A 17,713-nucleotide genomic window follows, 5' to 3' on the forward strand; every position below is an offset into this window, starting at 1 on the left:
AATACGGAGGTTTTCATGCTTTATAGAATGATAGTATTTATTGTAACAAGTGTAAGTATATTTTTATTTTCTCATAGTAGTGTATTTGCTCATACAAGTGTTGTAGGAGCCACTCCTAAGGAGGGCGAAGTTCTTACAGTACAACCGGAACAGATTATTCTTGAATTTAGTGAACCAGTTACAGGAAATGTAGTCAATATTGAACTGCTAGATCCAAGTGCAAAGAGAGTGCAAGTATCAAAGGTTGAAATATTAGATAACCCAACAAAAATAAAAGTGAAATTACCAAACTTAAATAATGGTACTTACACAGTAAGGTGGTCTATGATTTCTGCAGACGGACATCTGAGTGAGGGAGGCTATCCCTTTTCAATTGGAGAAGAATTACAAACTAATGTAGTGGTAGAGGGAAATGCGAGTGGCTCAGTATTTTCAGATGTTATGATAGTAACACTACGCTATATTGTAGAGGGAATGATTTTAATTGGAGCAGGAGTAAAGTGGCTCGATATGTTTGTAAAACGATATAGATTACCTTCCATATTGCAAAGAATGAAGAATATGAAAAAGATTTTCTTCTCTATACTTGTAGTAGGATTAATAGCCGAATTAATAGTATATAAGTCAGTTATTCCGAAGGGAAGTTTACTTATTCATTCGCCATTTTCAGTTATTATTATGATTCAACTGCTATTATTAGTTCTTATGTCTTTACAGCATATGGGGAACGAATGGTATGCGCTAGTTTGGGGATTTCTTGTTGCGAGTCTTTCTTTCACAGGTCATGTATGGATTACTAATCCAAATTGGGCAGCAGTTATAATGAGAATGGTCCATGTTATGAGTATTGCAGTGTGGCTAGGAGCACTTATTTATTTAGCTCTTGTTATAGCGTGGACAACGTTATACAAAATTACATTTGATCAAAAGCGTTTCCGTAAACATTTTAGTAGTATTGCTGGTATTTCATTTATTCTAGCATTTCTTTCTGGGGAATTAATTGTGTTTTTACAGACAAGGAATTGGGTACTTTTTAATTTTAATTCAATATGGACGAACCTTTTAAATATAAAGATTCTTACTGTATGTATAATTACAATTGTAGCATGGAGACAAACGAAAACATGGGGTAACGATATTGGAACAGTTAATCGCCGTTTATTGCTCTTAGAAATTGTTCTAGCTATACTCGTATTATTAGCTGGTATTTGGATGAGTCAAGTTTCGTTTCCGGTGAATTCTGTAACAAGCTAAAATTATAATGTTCATAGGAGTTCTGTAATGTCAATCCGTATTAGATTGCTGTTGTCGTATGTTGCGATGGTAATTATTCCAATCGTTTTTTGCGGTATAGCAGTTATGTTAATTAGTGTTACTTTATTTGGTGATATTCGTATTGCAAAAGCAATTATTGGTCTTAATCAAAATAGTCATTCTCTCATTGATAAAGAGCAGGAGGGAGCTATTCGTACAAAAGAAGATGAAGATGATATTTTTAGTAGGTTGAAAATTCTTTCATCGTATGCTCCAGATAAATTGGAGGATATAAATTTTTTAAAGGAAACTGATAAAGAATTAAACGATAATCAAGCAGGATTACTAATTCGAAAAAATGATGAGCTTACATATTCATCCCCATATTTTAAAATCTCTTCGTTTGATAAATACCTACCCGCATTTGAAACGGAAGGACAAAGAAAGGGAATGGATGTGAAAATAGAGGGTAATTCTTTTTACTATAAGCAATTTGATTACTACGATGAAGAGAAGGATAAGGTTAGTATTTTTGTATTTGAGTATGTAAATCCTTTAGAAGAAATGATTAGAGAATTTTTCCCGTATTTCGTATTCTCTTTAATACTTGGGTTAATTATTACGAATGGAATATTAACATATTTTATATCACGGAGTATTATTAAACCATTGCATTCATTAAAGCAGGCAACGGAAAGAATTCAAAAGGGTGATTTAGATTTTCAAGTAAAGCCACTTGCGAAAGATGAAATAGGTGAATTAAGTTTATCGTTTGAAGAGATGCGTGGCAGGTTGAAGGAATCGGTCGAGTTGCAAATGCAATATGAAAAAAATCGTAAAGAGTTGCTTTCAAATATTTCTCATGATTTACGGACGCCAATAACGGCTATTAAAGGTTATGTACAAGGAATTAAAGAGGGTATCGCTCGAACTCCAGAACAATTAGATAAATATTTAACGATTATTTATCATAAAGTGTTTGATATGGATCAATTAATTGACGAGCTTTTTCTCTTTTCAAAACTTGATTTAAAAGAGGAACCGTTTCAATTTGAAGAGGTTGAAATTAATCAATACTTATCTGATTGCATAGAAGAACTACAGCTTGAATTACAAGATAAGGGAATTGCAGTGAGATGGGATGCTCAAAAGGATACTTCTATTTTGGTAAAAGGTGATCGTGAAAAATTACGTCGTGTTATTACAAATATCATTTGGAATAGTGTGAAGTATATGGATAAAGAAAAGGGATATATAGGAATTCGCATGACTGAATCTATTGATTATGTAACGATTTACATAAAAGATAATGGGGTAGGAATAGAAGAGAAGGCGTTGCCTCATATATTTGAAAGGTTTTATCGTGCAGATCATTCTAGAAATTCTAAAACAGGTGGAAGCGGACTTGGTTTGTCAATTGCACATCAGATTATCACACAACATGGTGGTGATATTTGGGTCGAAAGCAAAAAAGGTAAAGGAACGACGCTGGCATTTACATTACAAAAAATCAATTAGAAAAAGGAGAGCATCTTGAAAAGAATTTTAATTATTGAAGATGAAGCTATTATAGCAGAGTTAGAAAAGGATTATTTAGAGGTTGCTGGATATACAGTAGATATTGATTACTCTGGCGAAAAAGGTTTACAAAGAGTTCTTCTGGAGGATTATGACTTGTTAATTTTAGACATAATGTTACCAGGAATAGATGGATATGAAATTTGTAAACAAGTTCGATTGGAAAAGGACATACCAATACTTATGGTGTCCGCAAAACAAGAGGAAATCGATAAAATTAAAGGGTTAGGTTTTGGAGCAGATGATTATATTATAAAACCGTTTAGCCCGAGTGAAATGGTGGCACGTGTAAATGCTCATCTAGCTCGTTATGATCGTTTAACAGGAAAACGAGAACTAATAAAAGATGAAATTCGTATTCGAGGATTGTTTATTGATAAATCGGCCCGACGTGTATTTGTAAATGGAACTGAGGTCATGTTAACAGGAAAAGAATTTGATTTATTAACTTGTATGGCAGAACATCCAAATCAAGTATTTAGTAAAGATCGTCTCTTTGAAACTGTATGGGGGATGGATGTAATTGGTGATGCAGCAACGGTTGCTGTACATGTGAAAAATATTCGTCACAAAATTGAACTCGATCCATTCGATAAATCATATATCGAGACAATTTGGGGAGTAGGGTATCGTTTTACACAGTGAAAAAGGCCAGCAAAAGTGCTGGCCTTTTTTTGCGTAAGTAGATTAAGAAATTACAAACAAGATCCTCCGCTAACATCAATTAATTGTCCAGTAACCCAGCGGCTGTCTGAAGAAGCGAGAAATGCCGCGGTATCGGCAATATCTTCTACTTCACCTAAGCGATTAAAAGCGGAAATGGTAGTAGCGTACTGTTTCATCATTGGGTCGCTCAAGAGTTCCGCATTCATATCTGTTTTAATAAATCCAGGAAGTATTGCATTCACTGTTATTCCTCGTGCTCCGAGCTGTTTTGCTAGTGTGAAAGTCATTGTATTAATAGCGCCTTTCGTCATACTATATGCAACGAAATCAGGTAAAGAAATACGAGTGGCAGCGGATGAAATATTAATAATTCGGCTATTGTCACGTAAACGAGATAGAGCTTGTTGGATGATAAAGAATGGTGCTTTTGCATTAACTGAAACCATTCTATCAAAAAATTGTTCAGTCGTTTCTTCAATAAAAGCACCAGGACCAATTCCAGCGTTGTTTATTAAAATATCAAATTTAGTACTACCAGTTCTTTTTTGTAATTCGCTATCTAAAGAACTATAAAGGGTTTCTACACCATGTAAAGATTCAAGGTTTGCACCGATAGAAAAAGCAGATCCGCCATTTGATTGAATTTCATAAACAGTTTCTTCAGCATCTTCTTTTCGATTTCCGTAATGAATAGCAACTAATGCACCGTCGTTTGCTAAACGTTTTGCAATAGCACGTCCAATTCCTCGGCTTGCTCCTGTAACTAATGCCACTTTTCCTTTTAACATAGTTTTCTCATCTCCTCAAAAAATTTTATATGTTATTAAGTTGTTTTTCTTTATGTAGTAATGCGAACATACTTAAGTAATATATGAGTATGTGTAAGAAGTTCATTCCAATTTTGTTTTGAGAAAAAATAAATAGACTTCTCTTGAATTGATTGAATTTTATTTTTTTGGAAAAACATGTTGACAATGAAAAGAACAACGTCCTATAATACGTTTAACAAATAAAAGTTAATTAAGAATTTTCTAACTTTATATGTTGCATATGCAAAGAAGAGGAAAGTAGATGGTTATGATCGTTTCAGAGAGCTGCTCCTAGGCTGTGAGAGTAGTAACAATCGAATCATTGAAGATCACCTCGGAGCATCGCTTGCGAAAGGGAAACTGAGTAGAGGGCGACGGCATCGTCTCCGGTAAAAGGACGGGGGTCTAATTGGACCTACAAAGCTTATATTTCGCGAGAAGTATAAGGAAGCTGAGTGGTACCGCGAAACTCTCGCCTCAGCAATCAAAGCTACTAAATTGTAGTAGTTGATTGCTGAGGCGAGAGTTTTTATTTTAAAAATAGAATACGATAATGCGTAGAAGAGGAGAGTAAATGATGAAAATCGTTTCAGAGAGCTGCCCAGAAGCTGTGAGGGTGGTAACAATTTCATCATTGAAGATCACCTCGGAGCACTACTTTTGAAAACTAGTAAAAAGTAGCGGAGTTGTTTCCGATAGAAAAACAAAAAGTCTAATTGGACTTGCAGAGCTTATATTTCGTGAGAAGTATAAGGAAGCTGAGTGGTACCACGATTCCCTCGTCTCAGCAATGGATTGCTACAAGTATGTATGTAATCGATTGTTGAGACGAGTATATTTTTAAGGTTTATATACTGAATATTCTGTTGAAATTACTCATCTCAGCAATCGATATAGAAATAGATTGCAAAAATAGAGAGAAAAAAGAGGAGCGATGTGAGATGGGAAACCAGTACATTTATATGAATGGGGAATTTGTAGAAAAAGAAAAGGCAGTTGTTTCAGTATATGATCACGGTTTTTTATACGGAGATGGTGTATTTGAAGGGATTCGTAGTTACGGTGGAAATGTATTTTGTTTAAAAGAACATGTAAAACGATTATATGAATCGGCAAAATCTATTTTACTTACGATCCCGCTTACAGTTGACGAAATGGAAGAAGCAGTTTTACAAACGTTGCAAAAAAATGAGTATGCGGATGCCTACATTCGATTAATTGTTTCAAGAGGAAAAGGTGACTTAGGGCTCGATCCGAGAAGTTGTGTGAAACCGAGCGTTATTATCATTGCAGAACAATTAAAATTATTCCCACAGGAATTTTATGATAATGGACTAAGCGTTGTATCTGTTGCATCGAGACGTAATACGCCAGATGCATTAGATCCACGTATTAAGTCAATGAACTACTTAAATAACGTACTTGTAAAAATTGAAGCCGCACAAGCAGGAGTGCTAGAGGCACTTATGTTAAATCAACAAGGATATGTTTGTGAAGGATCTGGAGATAATGTTTTCATTGTGAAAGATGGAAAAGTGTTAACACCTCCTTCTTATTTAGGGGCGCTAGAAGGTATTACGAGAAATAGTGTTATCGAGCTATGTGAGCGACTTAATATTCGGTGTGAGGAAAGACCATTTACTCGCCATGACGTATATGTAGCAGATGAAGTGTTTTTAACGGGAACGGCAGCGGAGTTGATTCCAGTTGTAAAAGTTGATTCAAGAGAGATTGGAGATGGGAAGCCAGGAAGTATAACGAAACAATTGACAGAGGAATTTCAAAAGTTAACGAGAGAAAGAGGAGTACGTGTTCCAGGACTGGCGGAAAGCTTACTGTAGGTAGGGAGAGGAGTTAATTAAAATGGAGCAGCAGTATACAGCATGTGAGAAATTACAGTGTGAAGAAGTAACAGGTGCCGGACACGTTATTCAATGCTTGAAAAAATTAGGTGTAACGACTGTTTTCGGTTATCCAGGCGGAGCAATTTTGCCAGTATACGATGCGTTATACGGAAGTGGTTTGAAGCACGTTTTAACTCGTCATGAACAAGCTGCTATTCATGCAGCAGAAGGATATGCGAGAGCTTCTGGAAAGGTCGGGGTAGTCCTTGCTACCTCTGGACCAGGGGCGACAAATTTAGTTACGGGTTTAGCAGATGCTTATATGGATTCGATTCCTTTAGTTGTCATTACAGGGCAAGTTGCAACACCTCTCATTGGAAAAGACGGATTTCAAGAAGCGGATGTTGTCGGGATTACAGTACCCGTTACGAAGCATAATTATCAAGTTCGTGATGTGAATCATTTATCACGTATTGTACAAGAAGCTTTTTATATCGCCGAAAGCGGGCGCCCAGGACCAGTATTAATTGATATTCCAAAAGATGTTCAAAATGAAAAGGTAACAAGTTTTTATAATGAAGTAATTGAGATTCCAGGATACAAAATAGAGCCTATGCCAGACAGTATGAAGCTTAGAGAGGTGGCTAAAGAAATTTCAAAAGCTAAACGCCCACTTCTTTATATTGGAGGAGGGGTCATTCATTCGGGTGGATCTGATGAACTCATTCAGTTTGCGAGGGAGAATCGTATTCCTGTCGTTTCCACTTTAATGGGACTTGGTGCATATCCGCCGGGAGATTCGTTATTTTTAGGGATGCTCGGCATGCATGGAACGTACGCTGCGAATATGGCAGTAACAGAATGTGATTTATTACTTGCGTTAGGCGTTCGCTTCGATGATCGTGTAACTGGAAAATTAGAACTCTTTTCTCCGCATTCGAAAAAGGTACATATTGATATCGATCCTTCGGAGTTTCATAAAAATGTAACTGTGGAGTATCCGGTTGTTGGAGATGTAAAAAAAGCGTTACACATGTTGTTACATATGCCGATTGATACACAAACGAAAGAATGGCTTACGAAAATCGAGGAATGGAAAGAAGAATACCCTCTTTCCTATAATCAAACAGAAAGTGAGCTAAAGCCACAGCATGTTATTAGCCTAGTAAGTGAATTAACGAATGGTGAAGCAATTGTTACGACAGAAGTAGGACAGCATCAAATGTGGGCTGCGCATTTTTATAAAGCGAAAAATCCACGGACTTTTCTCACATCTGGCGGACTAGGAACGATGGGATTTGGTTTCCCGGCGGCAGTTGGTGCTCAGCTTGCAAAAGAAGAAGAACTCGTCATTTGTATTGCAGGCGATGCTTCTTTTCAAATGAACATTCAAGAACTGCAAACAATTGCTGAAAATAATATTCCTGTAAAAGTATTTATTATAAATAACAAATTTTTAGGGATGGTAAGGCAATGGCAAGAGATGTTTTATGAAAATCGTTTATCAGAGTCGAAAATTGGATCGCCAGATTTTGTGAAAGTGGCAGAAGCTTATGGAGTGAAGGGATTAAGGGCAACAAATTCAACAGAGGCGAAACAAGTGATGTTAGAAGCATTTGCTCACGAAGGTCCTGTCGTAGTTGATTTTTGTGTAGAAGAAGGTGAAAACGTATTTCCGATGGTTCCGCCAAACAAAGGGAATAACGAAATGATTATGAAGAGGTGGGAAGAATGAGTCATACTTTTTCACTCGTTATTCATAACGAGCCAAGCGTCTTATTACGTATAAGTGGAATTTTTGCTCGGCGTGGTTATTATATTTCTTCTTTACATTTAAACGAAAGAGATACTAGTGGTGTTTCTGAAATGAAACTCACAGCAGTTTGTACTGAAAATGAAGCGACATTACTTGTTGGTCAGTTGAAAAAATTAATTGATGTACTGCAAGTAAATAAATTATAAGGAGTGTATGGAATATGAAAACGTATTATGAAAAAGATGCAAATGTAGAGTTATTACAAGGGAAAACAGTTGCGGTAATTGGTTATGGATCTCAAGGTCATGCGCAGGCGCAAAATTTACGTGATTCTGGTGTGGAAGTTGTAGTCGGTGTTCGACCTGGTAAGTCTTTTGAAGTAGCAAAAGCAGATGGGTTTGAAGTAATGTCTGTTTCAGAAGCGGTTCGAACCGCACAAGTTGTACAAATGCTATTACCGGATGAACAGCAAGCACATGTGTATAAAGCAGAAGTAGAAGAGAATCTCCGTGAAGGACAAATGTTACTTTTCTCACATGGATTTAATATTCACTTCGGACAAATTAATCCGCCAAGTTACGTAGATGTAGCAATGGTTGCGCCAAAAAGTCCAGGTCATCTCGTTCGCCGTGTATTCCAAGAAGGGAATGGTGTTCCGGCATTAGTCGCAGTACATCAAGATGCAACAGGCACAGCATTAAGTGCAGCACTTGCGTATGCAAAAGGTGTCGGTTGTACACGTGCAGGTGTAATTGAAACGACATTTCAAGAAGAAACAGAAACAGATTTGTTTGGTGAGCAAGCGGTGCTTTGCGGCGGGGTAACTGCACTTGTGAAAGCTGGTTTTGAAACATTAACAGAAGGTGGATATCGTCCTGAAATTGCATACTTTGAATGTTTGCATGAATTAAAGTTAATTGTTGATTTAATGTACGAAGGTGGTTTAACAAATATGCGCCATTCTATTTCAGATACGGCTGAGTTCGGAGATTATGTAACAGGATCGAGAATTGTTACAGATGAAACGAAGAAAGAAATGAAACGTGTTCTTACAGAAATTCAGCAAGGTGAATTCGCAAAGAAATGGATTTTAGAAAATCAAGCAGGGCGTCCAACGTATAATGCGATGAAAAAAGCAGAGCAAAATCATCAGTTAGAAAAAGTAGGGGCAGAGCTTCGTGAAATGATGAGCTGGGTTCATGCACCGAAAGAATTAGTAAAGAAATAGAGTAAGAGATTGTAAGTGAAAAATACGTAAGAGGGGATTTGACAAGATGAGAAGTGACATGATTAAAAAAGGTTTTGATAAAGCGCCGCACCGTAGTTTATTAAAAGCAACTGGTTTGAAAGATGAAGATTTTGATAAACCGTTTATAGCTATCTGTAATTCTTTTATTGAAATTATTCCAGGTCATAAGCACTTAAATGAGTTTGGAAAACTTGTTAAAGAAGCAGTGCGTGCAGCAGGTATGGTTCCATTTGAATTTAATACAATTGGAGTAGATGACGGAATTGCGATGGGGCATATCGGTATGCGTTATTCGCTTCCGAGTCGTGAAATCATTGCAGATTCAGTGGAAACAGTTGTAAATGCACATTGGTTTGATGGCATGATTTGTATTCCAAACTGTGACAAAATTACACCTGGTATGATGATGGCTGCACTTCGTATTAACATTCCAACTGTTTTTGTTTCAGGTGGTCCGATGGCGGCTGGAAAAACGTCAAAAGGAGACGTTGTCGATTTAAGTTCTGTTTTCGAAGGTGTAGGAGCTTATCAATCTGGTAAAATTTCAGAAGAAGAATTAAAGGATATTGAAGATCATGGCTGTCCATCTTGTGGTTCTTGTTCCGGTATGTTTACAGCAAACTCTATGAACTGTTTATGTGAAGTATTAGGTTTAGCTCTTCCTGGTAACGGAAGTATTTTAGCTATTGATCCAAGACGTGAAGAATTAATTAAACAAGCAGCAGAGAAATTAAAGATTTTAATTGAAAGAGATATTAAACCAAGAGACATTGTAACGGAAGAAGCAATTGATGATGCGTTCGCGCTTGATATGGCGATGGGCGGTTCAACAAATACAGTGTTGCACACGTTAGCGCTCGCACAAGAAGCGGGTTTAGATTACGATATGAACCGCATTGATGCCGTTTCAAGACGTGTACCACATTTATGTAAAGTAAGTCCTGCCTCCAATTGGCATATGGAGGATATTGATCGAGCAGGCGGAATTAGTGCAATTTTGAAAGAGATGAGCCGAAAAGAAGGGGTGCTTCATTTAGACCGTATTACTGCTACTGGGCAAACATTAAGAGAAAACATTGCTCATGCAGAGATTAAAGATAAGGAAGTTATTCATTCTCTCGAAAACCCTCATAGTGAAGAAGGGGGATTACGTATATTAAAAGGAAATCTTGCGAAAGATGGGGCAGTTATTAAAAGTGGGGCAACCGAAGTAAAACGATTTGAAGGACCTTGCGTTATTTTTAATTCACAAGATGAGGCGCTTGCGGGCATTATGCTTGGGAAAGTTAAGAAAGGCGATGTAGTTGTTATTCGTTATGAAGGACCGAGAGGTGGCCCTGGTATGCCGGAAATGTTAGCACCAACCTCAGCGATTGCAGGTATGGGATTAGGTGCAGATGTTGCGCTATTAACGGATGGACGTTTTTCTGGAGCTTCACGTGGTATTTCGGTAGGGCATATTTCGCCAGAAGCAGCTGCGGGCGGAACGATTGCACTTCTCAAGCAAGGGGATATCGTTTGTATCGATGTTGAGGAAAGATTGTTAGAAGTAAGAGTTAGTGATGAAGAATTAGATAAGCGTAAAAAAGAATGGAAACGACCAGAACCGAAAGTGAAAATTGGCTGGCTTGGACGTTATGCGCAGATGGTAACATCGGCGAATACAGGTGCAGTTCTAAAAATCCCGGATTTTGATTGAGCCAATTTAAAAGAGATAAGGATGATATGAAATGGTGCAAAAGGTAAAGGAGAGAGTGAAAATTGAAGATATCTTAATGGCACATAATTGCATGAAAGATATCGTTATTAAAACACCGTTACAACGTGATACAGTTTTATCTGAGAAATATGATTGTGCCGTTTATGTAAAACGAGAAGACTTACAATTAATTCGCTCTTTCAAAATTCGTGGTGCGTACAATTTAATTCAAAGTTTATCGAAAGAACAATTACAAAACGGTGTTGTTTGTGCAAGTGCTGGTAATCATGCACAAGGAGTTGCTTATACGTGTAATTTATTGAAGATTCCGTCAAAAATCTTTATGCCAACAACGACACCTAAACAAAAAGTATCGCAAGTACAATTTTTCGGTGGTGATTTTGCGGGAATTGTATTAGTTGGTGATACATTTGATAGCTCGTTCCAAGAAGCACAGCGCTATTGTGAGGAAAATAGAATGACTTTCGTTCATCCGTTCGATGATCCGTATGTTATTGCTGGTCAAGGAACAGTGGCAGTTGAAATTATGCATGATCTGGAGAAACCAGTTGATTATATCTTTACAGCAATTGGAGGTGGTGGGTTAGCATCAGGTGTTGGTACATATGTTAAAGGTGTTAGTCCTGCTACAAAGATCATTGGTGTAGAACCCATGGGAGCTGCATCTATGAAAGAAGCTTTTCTTCAAAATGAAAATGTTGCATTAGAAAAGATTGATAGTTTTGTGGATGGGGCAGCTGTTAAAAAGGTAGGGAAGTTAACGTTTGAAACTTGTAGAGATGTAATTGATGATATTGTTTTAGTACCAGAAGGAAAGGTTTGTACGACGATTTTAGAACTGTATAAGAAAAATGCAATTGTAGCTGAACCGGCTGGTGCACTATCTATTGCAGCGCTTGATTTATATAGAGATGAAATAAAAGGTAAAACAGTTGTATGTACGCTAAGTGGTGGAAATAACGATATTGATAGAATGCAAGAGATGAAAGAACGTTCTCTCATTTACGAAGGGTTAAAGCATTATTTTATCATTGAATTCCCGCAGCGTTCAGGTGCACTAAGAGAGTTTCTTGATAAGGGATTAGGGCCAGAAGATGATATTACGCGCTTTGAGTATATTAAGAAACATAATAAAGAAAATGGCCCAGCACTAGTCGGAGTAGAGTTAAAACATAAAGAGGATTATGAGCAACTAATTACTCGTTTTAAAGAAAATAATATTCAATTTATGGAGCTTAATAAAAATCCTATTTTGTTTGATTTACTTATTTAATAAAAGGAAAGAGGTAACATACAGTTGTACCAGAAATAAAAAAGATAGATGCAAACAGCGGAAATGCTGCTTGTATCTATCTTTTTATAATTAAACTATATATTTTCCATATTCAAGAAGGATAAAGCTAGATAACCAAAAGAGTATCGCAATACGAATGATTACATACATAGTAAATTCAAAGGTAGTAAGCTTTCGTTCACGTTTTATTTTTTTTAGAAGTCTAACAGAAAAAAATGAACATAAAAGTAGAACGGCTATAGATATTTTATAAATATTCTCTAACAAACTTACATTTTCTAATAAGTCTTTCAGCATGTTCATCACCTATTCTGTAAAGTATGTTACAGAGAAATAGATCTTGCGTTGTCTAGTTCCGTTTGTTTTTTATGTTCCCTGTATCATCAATTTCTACATCAGTTGAAATTGTTTGTAAATATTGTAGAGCTTTTTTCTTTTCTTCCTCATTTACAGGGGAAACTTGGTTGTTGCGAATGATGTAAGGGTTGAATGACATTTGGACATCCTTTCCTTTAAAAGTTAAAGTTAATACGCCAGTTTCGGCGCTTTTCCCATTCACATAACTTGGGAATAAAAAGTTACCTAATGAATAAGCGATAGGAACTTTATTATAATACTCAAATCCTTGTAACCAATGCGGGTGACTCCCGACAATCGCGTCAGCTCCTGCTTCAACCATTTTAGGTACATATTGTTTTTGGTATTCTACCGGACGATTTGATTTTTCAACGCCCCAATGCATATAGACGATTAAATAGTCTGCATCTTTCTTTTGCTCTTTAATTGTTTTTGTTACAAGATTTAAATCATATCCGTTCGCAACACCAGGTTTATTGTCACCAGCTACCCAATTCGTATCAGGCATAAATCGAACGAAGGAAAGAAATTTGAACTTTTTCCCTTTTACGGTCATTTCTCGTGCGGTATATGCATCTTTTGCATTTTTTCCGGCTCCAATGTAAGGGAACTTTAATTTTTCCACATGAGAGATTGTGTCTAATAATCCCTCTTGCCCGTAATCAAGTGTATGGTTATTCCCGATATTTACGATGTCATATCCAGTATTTTTAATGGCTTGAAGCGTGGATGGATCACTTTTAATCCAAAACAGTTGTCCAGGAGTTTTCTTTTCTCTCGTTGTAAATGCCGACTCTAAATTAACGAAAGAAATATCAGCTTTTGTTATTTCTTCTTTTACATGTTGGAATGGATAATCAGCTCCGTTTTTTTCAATGACCGGACGTAATTGCCAATCGAACATTGTATCACCAGAGAAGGTGAGGGTAATTTCCGGGTCTTCTATTTTCTTTTCAATTTTTGAAGCGGTTTTACTAGATTTATTTTGCAAATCGGGTTTGTCTTTCGCCTTTGAAGTAAAAGAGTAGTTAATTAATACAACAATTGGTGTAATGCAAAAGGCTATTAACAGAAATCGTTTTAGTAAAGTTTTCATAAATACCTTCCCTTTTGAGTTTATCCCGCAATTAGTGGGCAGTAAAACTCGCGCTAATTAAAGTTTCATTTTATGTATAGCTACAAAAAATTGCGGCTTATGTAGTGGAAAACATTTGTTAATATTCTTAATATTAAGTTAACATATAGGTAACCTGTAAATCAATGAATAAACCAAAATATAGAAATAAAGAATTCGAAGGGTGAAGAATAAGAAATGGTTATATTAGGAGCAGTTGTAAATGGGGTTTGTATTATATTTGGTACTTTACTAGGTAAATTATTTAGTAGGATTCCAGAGAGTATGAAGGGAACAATTATGCATGCAATCGGTTTAGCAGTTACTGTACTTGGACTTCAAATGGCATTGAAAAGTGAAAATTTTCTTGTTGTCATTTTAAGTTTAGTGATTGGTACCGTAATTGGGGAGTGGCTACAACTAGAGGGAAAGTTAAAACTGTTAGGAGATTGGCTAGAAAATAAAGTTGGATCGAAAGGGAAAGGGAGCATTTCAGAAGGTTTTGTAACAGCTACACTTATTTTTGCAATTGGTGCGATGGGGATACTTGGTGCACTCGACAGTGGTATTCGCGGAAATCATGATATTTTATTTACAAAGGCGATTATCGATGGGTTTATTTCTATTATATTAACGACAACTTTAGGGATTGGTGTAGTATTTTCGGCGATTCCAGTTATTTTATACGAAGGAGGTATTGCGGTTTTTGCAACACAAATTAATAGTTTGGTCCCGAAAGAATTAATGAATCAATTTATAGTGGAAATGACAGCGACAGGTGGTATTATGATAGCCGCTATTGGATTGAATTTACTTGGTATTATTAAAATTAAGGTGGCAAATTTACTGCCAGGTATATTGGTAGTTGGTATAATTGTTTCACTTATTTACGGTTACGGTTTAATAGTAAAGTAATAGGGGGTGGAGATACATATGGAGGAATTTCAATTTACGAAACGTGTTCATAACATAATGCATATTGCAGCAGAAGAGGCAGAAAGTAACATTATTCAACCAACTCATCTGTTTATCGGCATGTGTAAAGAAGGTACGGGAGTATGTAGCGAGTTGCATATGTATTTGTTTCGTAACGTGGGTACGGATTTTTTAGAAAAACTTTCATTACGAAAACAAGATGATTTGACGGATCAAGAGTATGAAAAAATAGGACAATATAAGGTATCTTATAAGGTGCTAGAAATTTTACAAATAGCGAAGAAACGTATGGAGCGTTTTCGGCAAGTAATAATAAATGAAGGGCATGTTATAGATGCACTATTTCGCGCGGATACGTTTATTGGAAATGCACAAATACAAAAAGATATATTACGTATTATAGCTGAGCCAAGAGATTTAGCGGTTGATCTAAAATGTTTTGTTCCTACTTATGAAGATATACCTTGTACTATTAGAAAGGCTAACCTTTCTGATTTTGAAAAATTAGCAAGTTTTGTTAATGAGGAATTTGGTGAACGTTGGTTACGTTCAATAGAATATGGATTTCGTACATATAAAGAAAATGTACCTATTTACATAGCAGAAAGAGAAGAAGTGATAGTAGGTTTTGCTTGTTATGATGTAGTGAGAGGAAAGAAAGGATTGTTTGGTCCAATGGGTACAGCAAAACAAAATCGTGTGAAAGGTGTAGGGAGGCAATTGTTACATCGCTGTTTACATAGTATGAAGCAAGATGGATATGAATACGCAATTATTGGACAAGCAGGTCCGGTTGAGTTTTATGAGCGATGTTGTAATGCGCGTTTAATACCGATAATGGATTATTAACCAACTTCATTTAGGTGGAGTTGGTTTTATTATGAAAAAAATGTGGGATTGTAGTGATTTTTACTAGAAAATAGCGGGTTTTGTAGTAAATCTTACAAATAAAGCAAATTACTAAACTTTTTATATAAAAGGGTGTAGAATGGGTATCTAAAGAAAGAAGGTGTGAAAATGGCCAGCTGGAAACGAAATTTGATGATTTGTTGGCTAGGTTGTTTTACCACTGCAGCCGGTATGAGCTTAGTAATTCCTTTTTTATCTTTTTATATTGAGGAATTAGGTGTGACTGGCACTTCTAGTATTGCACAGTGGTCGGGACTTGCATTTGGTGTAACATTTTTAATGGGTGCGATCGTATCACCAATATGGGGAAAGCTTGGTGATATACATGGACGGAAATTGATGCTTATTCGTGCGAGCCTTGGTATGGCGATTATTATGACGCTTATGGGGTTTGTAACGGATGTGTATCAACTAGTCGCACTAAGATTTTTGATGGGAGCAGTATCTGGTTTCCTTTCAACGGCGATGACATTTATTGCAGCAGAAACTCCGAAAGAGCATTCAGGTTGGGCAATTTCCACAATTTCAACTGGGGGCGTGAGCGGTTCTTTACTTGGCCCGTTACTTGGAGGATACTTGTCTGAGTTAATTGGAATGCGCCATGTTTTTCTTGTTACAGGAGCTTTTTTATTCCTTTCTTTTCTCATCGTTTTTTTCTTCCTACATGAAGAGAATCACTTCGCTCAAGCAAAAAAAGTACAACCGAAAAAAGTATGGACAATGGTTCCAGCAAAGCATTTAATTATTAGTTTGTTTGTAACAACATTTATTATTCAACTTGCGAACATGTCAATTCAACCTATTATTACATTGTATGTAAAGAATTTAGAAGGCCCAGGAACAGCTCATATTGAAATGATTGCAGGCGCAGTCATGTCTGCGACAGGTTTAGCTATTATTATGGCAGCTCCTAAGTTAGGGAGATTATCAGATCGTATTGGACCTCAAAAAACGTTAGTTGTGGCATTATTTGCGGCAGGAATTATTTTTATTCCGCAAGCATTTGTAACCTCAGCTTGGCAACTATTAATTCTTCGCTTTTTATTAGGTATCGCACAAGCAGGACTATTACCTTCCGTACAAACTCTACTAAAACAACATACACCAACCCATGTAACGGGAAGAATATTTGGGTATAATCAATCGTTTCAGTTTTTAGGAAATATGATTGGACCAGTACTTGGTGGACAAATTGCAGCTCATGCAGGCTTCCAATATGTTTTCTTCTCTACTTCATCACTATTATTTATTGCGTGCATTTGGGTTTATTTTCATAATAAGAACGAAGAAGTATCAGAGAAACGACATTTGGAAGTTAGTTAACTAAGTGAATGAAAAAGAAAAAGGATGAAGCAATGATTGCTTCATCCTTTTCTTTAAAATTGGAGACAAAGATAGCTTAATGTACCAAGCTCGTAACTGCGGTGAATGACTTCACCGTTATTTTCACCACTTCCCATAGCGATAAATAAAGGAACAAAATGCTCTGCTCTTGGTACTGCTAATTGTGCATGAGGGGCATTGTTCTCCCAATTAAATAATGCATCTTTATCAGTAGTCTGCATATGTTTAACAATCCAATCATCAAATTCAATTGCCCATTGTTCGGGTGTAGTCTGATTCCATTTTAAAGCTCGTAAGTTATGAACGGTAACACCGCTACCGATTACTAAAATATCTTCTTGTCCAAGTCCTTTTAGTGCTTCACCAATTTCAAATTGTTCTTTTGCAGGAAGGAATGGATTGACTGATATTTGGACGACAGGAATAGTTGCTTCTGGATACATACGGTGCAAGAGTGACCATGAGCCATGATCTAAACCTCTCGTCATATTATGATGGACTGGAATACCTTTGTTTTTAAATTTTGTTTCTAACATAGATGCAATGTTAGAAGAGCCTTTCGCACGATATTTGATTTCGTATAACTCAGGAGGAAAACCTCCAAAATCATAAATTGTTTCATATTCGTTATCTGATGAAGAAATCGTTAATACTTCGCTTTCCCAGTGAGCGGTGAAAATAACAATTGCTTTCGGTTTGTATGTTTCGCCAAGTGTTTTTAAAAACCTTGTATAGTCTGTATCTTGAATAGCAAGCATCGGTGATCCGTGTGCTAAAAATAATGATGGCATCATAATAGAAACCTCCCAAAAATATAATAATTACTTTATGTAAGTAACTATATAATTTTATTTTCTGTTCGTCAATATATTAGTTTAAGAGC

Annotated in this window: 16 protein-coding genes and 2 other annotated features; of the genes, 12 read left to right on the forward strand and 4 right to left on the reverse strand. The window is 36.4% G+C overall.

Going from position 1 to position 17,713, the window contains the following annotated elements:
• Positions 1 to 15 precede the first annotated feature (15 nt).
• From JDS82_RS05330 to JDS82_RS05340, 3 genes are read left to right on the forward strand one after another with little or no spacing between them, the layout of a single operon-like run.
• The gene (locus JDS82_RS05330) at positions 16 to 1,254 is read left to right on the forward strand and encodes a copper resistance CopC/CopD family protein (protein WP_199712827.1); all 1,239 of its coding nucleotides are present in this window, start codon (positions 16 to 18) and stop codon (positions 1,252 to 1,254) included.
• A gap of 27 nt (positions 1,255 to 1,281) precedes the next feature.
• On the forward strand, positions 1,282 to 2,772 hold the full coding sequence (locus tag JDS82_RS05335) for a sensor histidine kinase (protein WP_048561165.1): 1,491 nt from the start codon (positions 1,282 to 1,284) through the stop codon (positions 2,770 to 2,772).
• A 15-nt stretch (positions 2,773 to 2,787) separates the two neighbouring features.
• Entirely contained in the window at positions 2,788 to 3,477 is a 690-nt protein-coding gene (locus JDS82_RS05340) for a response regulator transcription factor (RefSeq protein WP_000821644.1), read from the forward strand.
• 50 nt (positions 3,478 to 3,527) lie between these two features.
• Here JDS82_RS05340 and JDS82_RS05345 read toward each other — a convergent pair whose 3' ends face one another.
• Positions 3,528 to 4,286: an SDR family oxidoreductase gene (locus tag JDS82_RS05345; RefSeq protein ID WP_088057882.1), complete on the reverse strand. Its 759-nt coding sequence runs from the start codon at positions 4,284 to 4,286 to the stop codon at positions 3,528 to 3,530.
• A 258-nt stretch (positions 4,287 to 4,544) separates the two neighbouring features.
• Positions 4,545 to 4,790, forward strand: a binding site (T-box leader).
• Between the two features lie 66 nt (positions 4,791 to 4,856).
• Positions 4,857 to 5,097 (forward strand) — a binding site (T-box leader).
• A 151-nt stretch (positions 5,098 to 5,248) separates the two neighbouring features.
• Between JDS82_RS05345 and ilvE the strand changes: the two genes are divergently transcribed.
• From ilvE to ilvA, 6 genes are read left to right on the forward strand one after another with little or no spacing between them, the layout of a single operon-like run.
• On the forward strand, positions 5,249 to 6,148 hold the full coding sequence (ilvE, locus tag JDS82_RS05350; RefSeq protein WP_199712828.1) for a branched-chain-amino-acid transaminase: 900 nt from the start codon (positions 5,249 to 5,251) through the stop codon (positions 6,146 to 6,148).
• Positions 6,149 to 6,170: 22 nt separating this feature from the next.
• Positions 6,171 to 7,886, forward strand: a complete 1,716-nt coding sequence (gene ilvB / locus JDS82_RS05355) for an acetolactate synthase large subunit (protein ID WP_199712829.1) — start codon at positions 6,171 to 6,173, stop codon at positions 7,884 to 7,886.
• Complete coding sequence (locus tag JDS82_RS05360) at positions 7,883 to 8,113, forward strand: ACT domain-containing protein (RefSeq protein WP_000019914.1); 231 nt, start codon at positions 7,883 to 7,885, stop codon at positions 8,111 to 8,113. The genes ilvB and JDS82_RS05360 overlap by 4 nt, the downstream gene beginning before the upstream one ends.
• A 14-nt stretch (positions 8,114 to 8,127) precedes the next feature.
• Positions 8,128 to 9,135: a ketol-acid reductoisomerase gene (gene ilvC, locus JDS82_RS05365; RefSeq protein ID WP_199712830.1), complete on the forward strand. Its 1,008-nt coding sequence runs from the start codon at positions 8,128 to 8,130 to the stop codon at positions 9,133 to 9,135.
• A gap of 46 nt (positions 9,136 to 9,181) precedes the next feature.
• Positions 9,182 to 10,855, forward strand: a complete 1,674-nt coding sequence (gene ilvD / locus JDS82_RS05370; RefSeq protein WP_064056723.1) for a dihydroxy-acid dehydratase — start codon at positions 9,182 to 9,184, stop codon at positions 10,853 to 10,855.
• Positions 10,856 to 10,886: 31 nt separating this feature from the next.
• Entirely contained in the window at positions 10,887 to 12,149 is a 1,263-nt protein-coding gene (gene ilvA / locus JDS82_RS05375; RefSeq protein ID WP_199712831.1) for a threonine ammonia-lyase IlvA, read from the forward strand.
• A gap of 90 nt (positions 12,150 to 12,239) precedes the next feature.
• Here ilvA and JDS82_RS05380 read toward each other — a convergent pair whose 3' ends face one another.
• Both JDS82_RS05380 and JDS82_RS05385 read right to left on the reverse strand, forming a co-directional pair.
• The gene (locus JDS82_RS05380) at positions 12,240 to 12,467 is read right to left on the reverse strand and encodes a hypothetical protein (RefSeq protein ID WP_199712832.1); all 228 of its coding nucleotides are present in this window, start codon (positions 12,465 to 12,467) and stop codon (positions 12,240 to 12,242) included.
• Between the two features lie 52 nt (positions 12,468 to 12,519).
• Complete coding sequence (locus JDS82_RS05385) at positions 12,520 to 13,623, reverse strand: CapA family protein (RefSeq protein WP_199712833.1); 1,104 nt, start codon at positions 13,621 to 13,623, stop codon at positions 12,520 to 12,522.
• A 216-nt stretch (positions 13,624 to 13,839) separates the two neighbouring features.
• On the opposite strand from JDS82_RS05385, the gene JDS82_RS05390 reads away from it, so the two are divergent.
• The 3 genes from JDS82_RS05390 (at position 13,840) to JDS82_RS05400 (ending at position 16,809) form a co-directional block, all read left to right on the forward strand.
• The gene (locus JDS82_RS05390; RefSeq protein ID WP_098057718.1) at positions 13,840 to 14,556 is read left to right on the forward strand and encodes a DUF554 domain-containing protein; all 717 of its coding nucleotides are present in this window, start codon (positions 13,840 to 13,842) and stop codon (positions 14,554 to 14,556) included.
• Between the two features lie 18 nt (positions 14,557 to 14,574).
• Positions 14,575 to 15,426: a GNAT family N-acetyltransferase gene (locus JDS82_RS05395; RefSeq protein WP_199712834.1), complete on the forward strand. Its 852-nt coding sequence runs from the start codon at positions 14,575 to 14,577 to the stop codon at positions 15,424 to 15,426.
• 168 nt (positions 15,427 to 15,594) lie between these two features.
• On the forward strand, positions 15,595 to 16,809 hold the full coding sequence (locus tag JDS82_RS05400; protein WP_071743294.1) for a multidrug efflux MFS transporter: 1,215 nt from the start codon (positions 15,595 to 15,597) through the stop codon (positions 16,807 to 16,809).
• 53 nt (positions 16,810 to 16,862) lie between these two features.
• Here the strand turns inward: JDS82_RS05400 and JDS82_RS05405 are convergent, their stop codons facing one another.
• Positions 16,863 to 17,624, reverse strand: a complete 762-nt coding sequence (locus JDS82_RS05405; protein ID WP_071743292.1) for a DODA-type extradiol aromatic ring-opening family dioxygenase — start codon at positions 17,622 to 17,624, stop codon at positions 16,863 to 16,865.
• Between the last annotated feature and the right edge of the window lie 89 nt (positions 17,625 to 17,713).

It is taken from the genome of Bacillus cereus group sp. N14 (assembly GCF_016483555.1).
GTDB lineage: Bacteria > Bacillota > Bacilli > Bacillales > Bacillaceae_G > Bacillus_A > Bacillus_A wiedmannii.

Bases quoted from the DNA above. Each gene is read 5' to 3' on its own strand.
- JDS82_RS05330 (WP_199712827.1), top strand. From the start codon at position 16: ATGCTTTATAGAATGATAGTATTTATTGTAACAAGTGTAAGTATATTT.
- JDS82_RS05335 (WP_048561165.1), top strand. From the start codon at position 1,282: ATGTCAATCCGTATTAGATTGCTGTTGTCGTATGTTGCGATGGTAATT.
- JDS82_RS05345 (WP_088057882.1), bottom strand. From the start codon at position 4,286: ATGTTAAAAGGAAAAGTGGCATTAGTTACAGGAGCAAGCCGAGGAATT.
- ilvE (WP_199712828.1), top strand. From the start codon at position 5,249: ATGGGAAACCAGTACATTTATATGAATGGGGAATTTGTAGAAAAAGAA.
- ilvB (WP_199712829.1), top strand. From the start codon at position 6,171: ATGGAGCAGCAGTATACAGCATGTGAGAAATTACAGTGTGAAGAAGTA.
- JDS82_RS05360 (WP_000019914.1), top strand. From the start codon at position 7,883: ATGAGTCATACTTTTTCACTCGTTATTCATAACGAGCCAAGCGTCTTA.
- ilvC (WP_199712830.1), top strand. From the start codon at position 8,128: ATGAAAACGTATTATGAAAAAGATGCAAATGTAGAGTTATTACAAGGG.
- ilvD (WP_064056723.1), top strand. From the start codon at position 9,182: ATGAGAAGTGACATGATTAAAAAAGGTTTTGATAAAGCGCCGCACCGT.
- ilvA (WP_199712831.1), top strand. From the start codon at position 10,887: ATGGTGCAAAAGGTAAAGGAGAGAGTGAAAATTGAAGATATCTTAATG.
- JDS82_RS05380 (WP_199712832.1), bottom strand. From the start codon at position 12,467: ATGCTGAAAGACTTATTAGAAAATGTAAGTTTGTTAGAGAATATTTAT.
- JDS82_RS05385 (WP_199712833.1), bottom strand. From the start codon at position 13,623: ATGAAAACTTTACTAAAACGATTTCTGTTAATAGCCTTTTGCATTACA.
- JDS82_RS05390 (WP_098057718.1), top strand. From the start codon at position 13,840: ATGGTTATATTAGGAGCAGTTGTAAATGGGGTTTGTATTATATTTGGT.
- JDS82_RS05395 (WP_199712834.1), top strand. From the start codon at position 14,575: ATGGAGGAATTTCAATTTACGAAACGTGTTCATAACATAATGCATATT.
- JDS82_RS05400 (WP_071743294.1), top strand. From the start codon at position 15,595: ATGGCCAGCTGGAAACGAAATTTGATGATTTGTTGGCTAGGTTGTTTT.
- JDS82_RS05405 (WP_071743292.1), bottom strand. From the start codon at position 17,624: ATGATGCCATCATTATTTTTAGCACACGGATCACCGATGCTTGCTATT.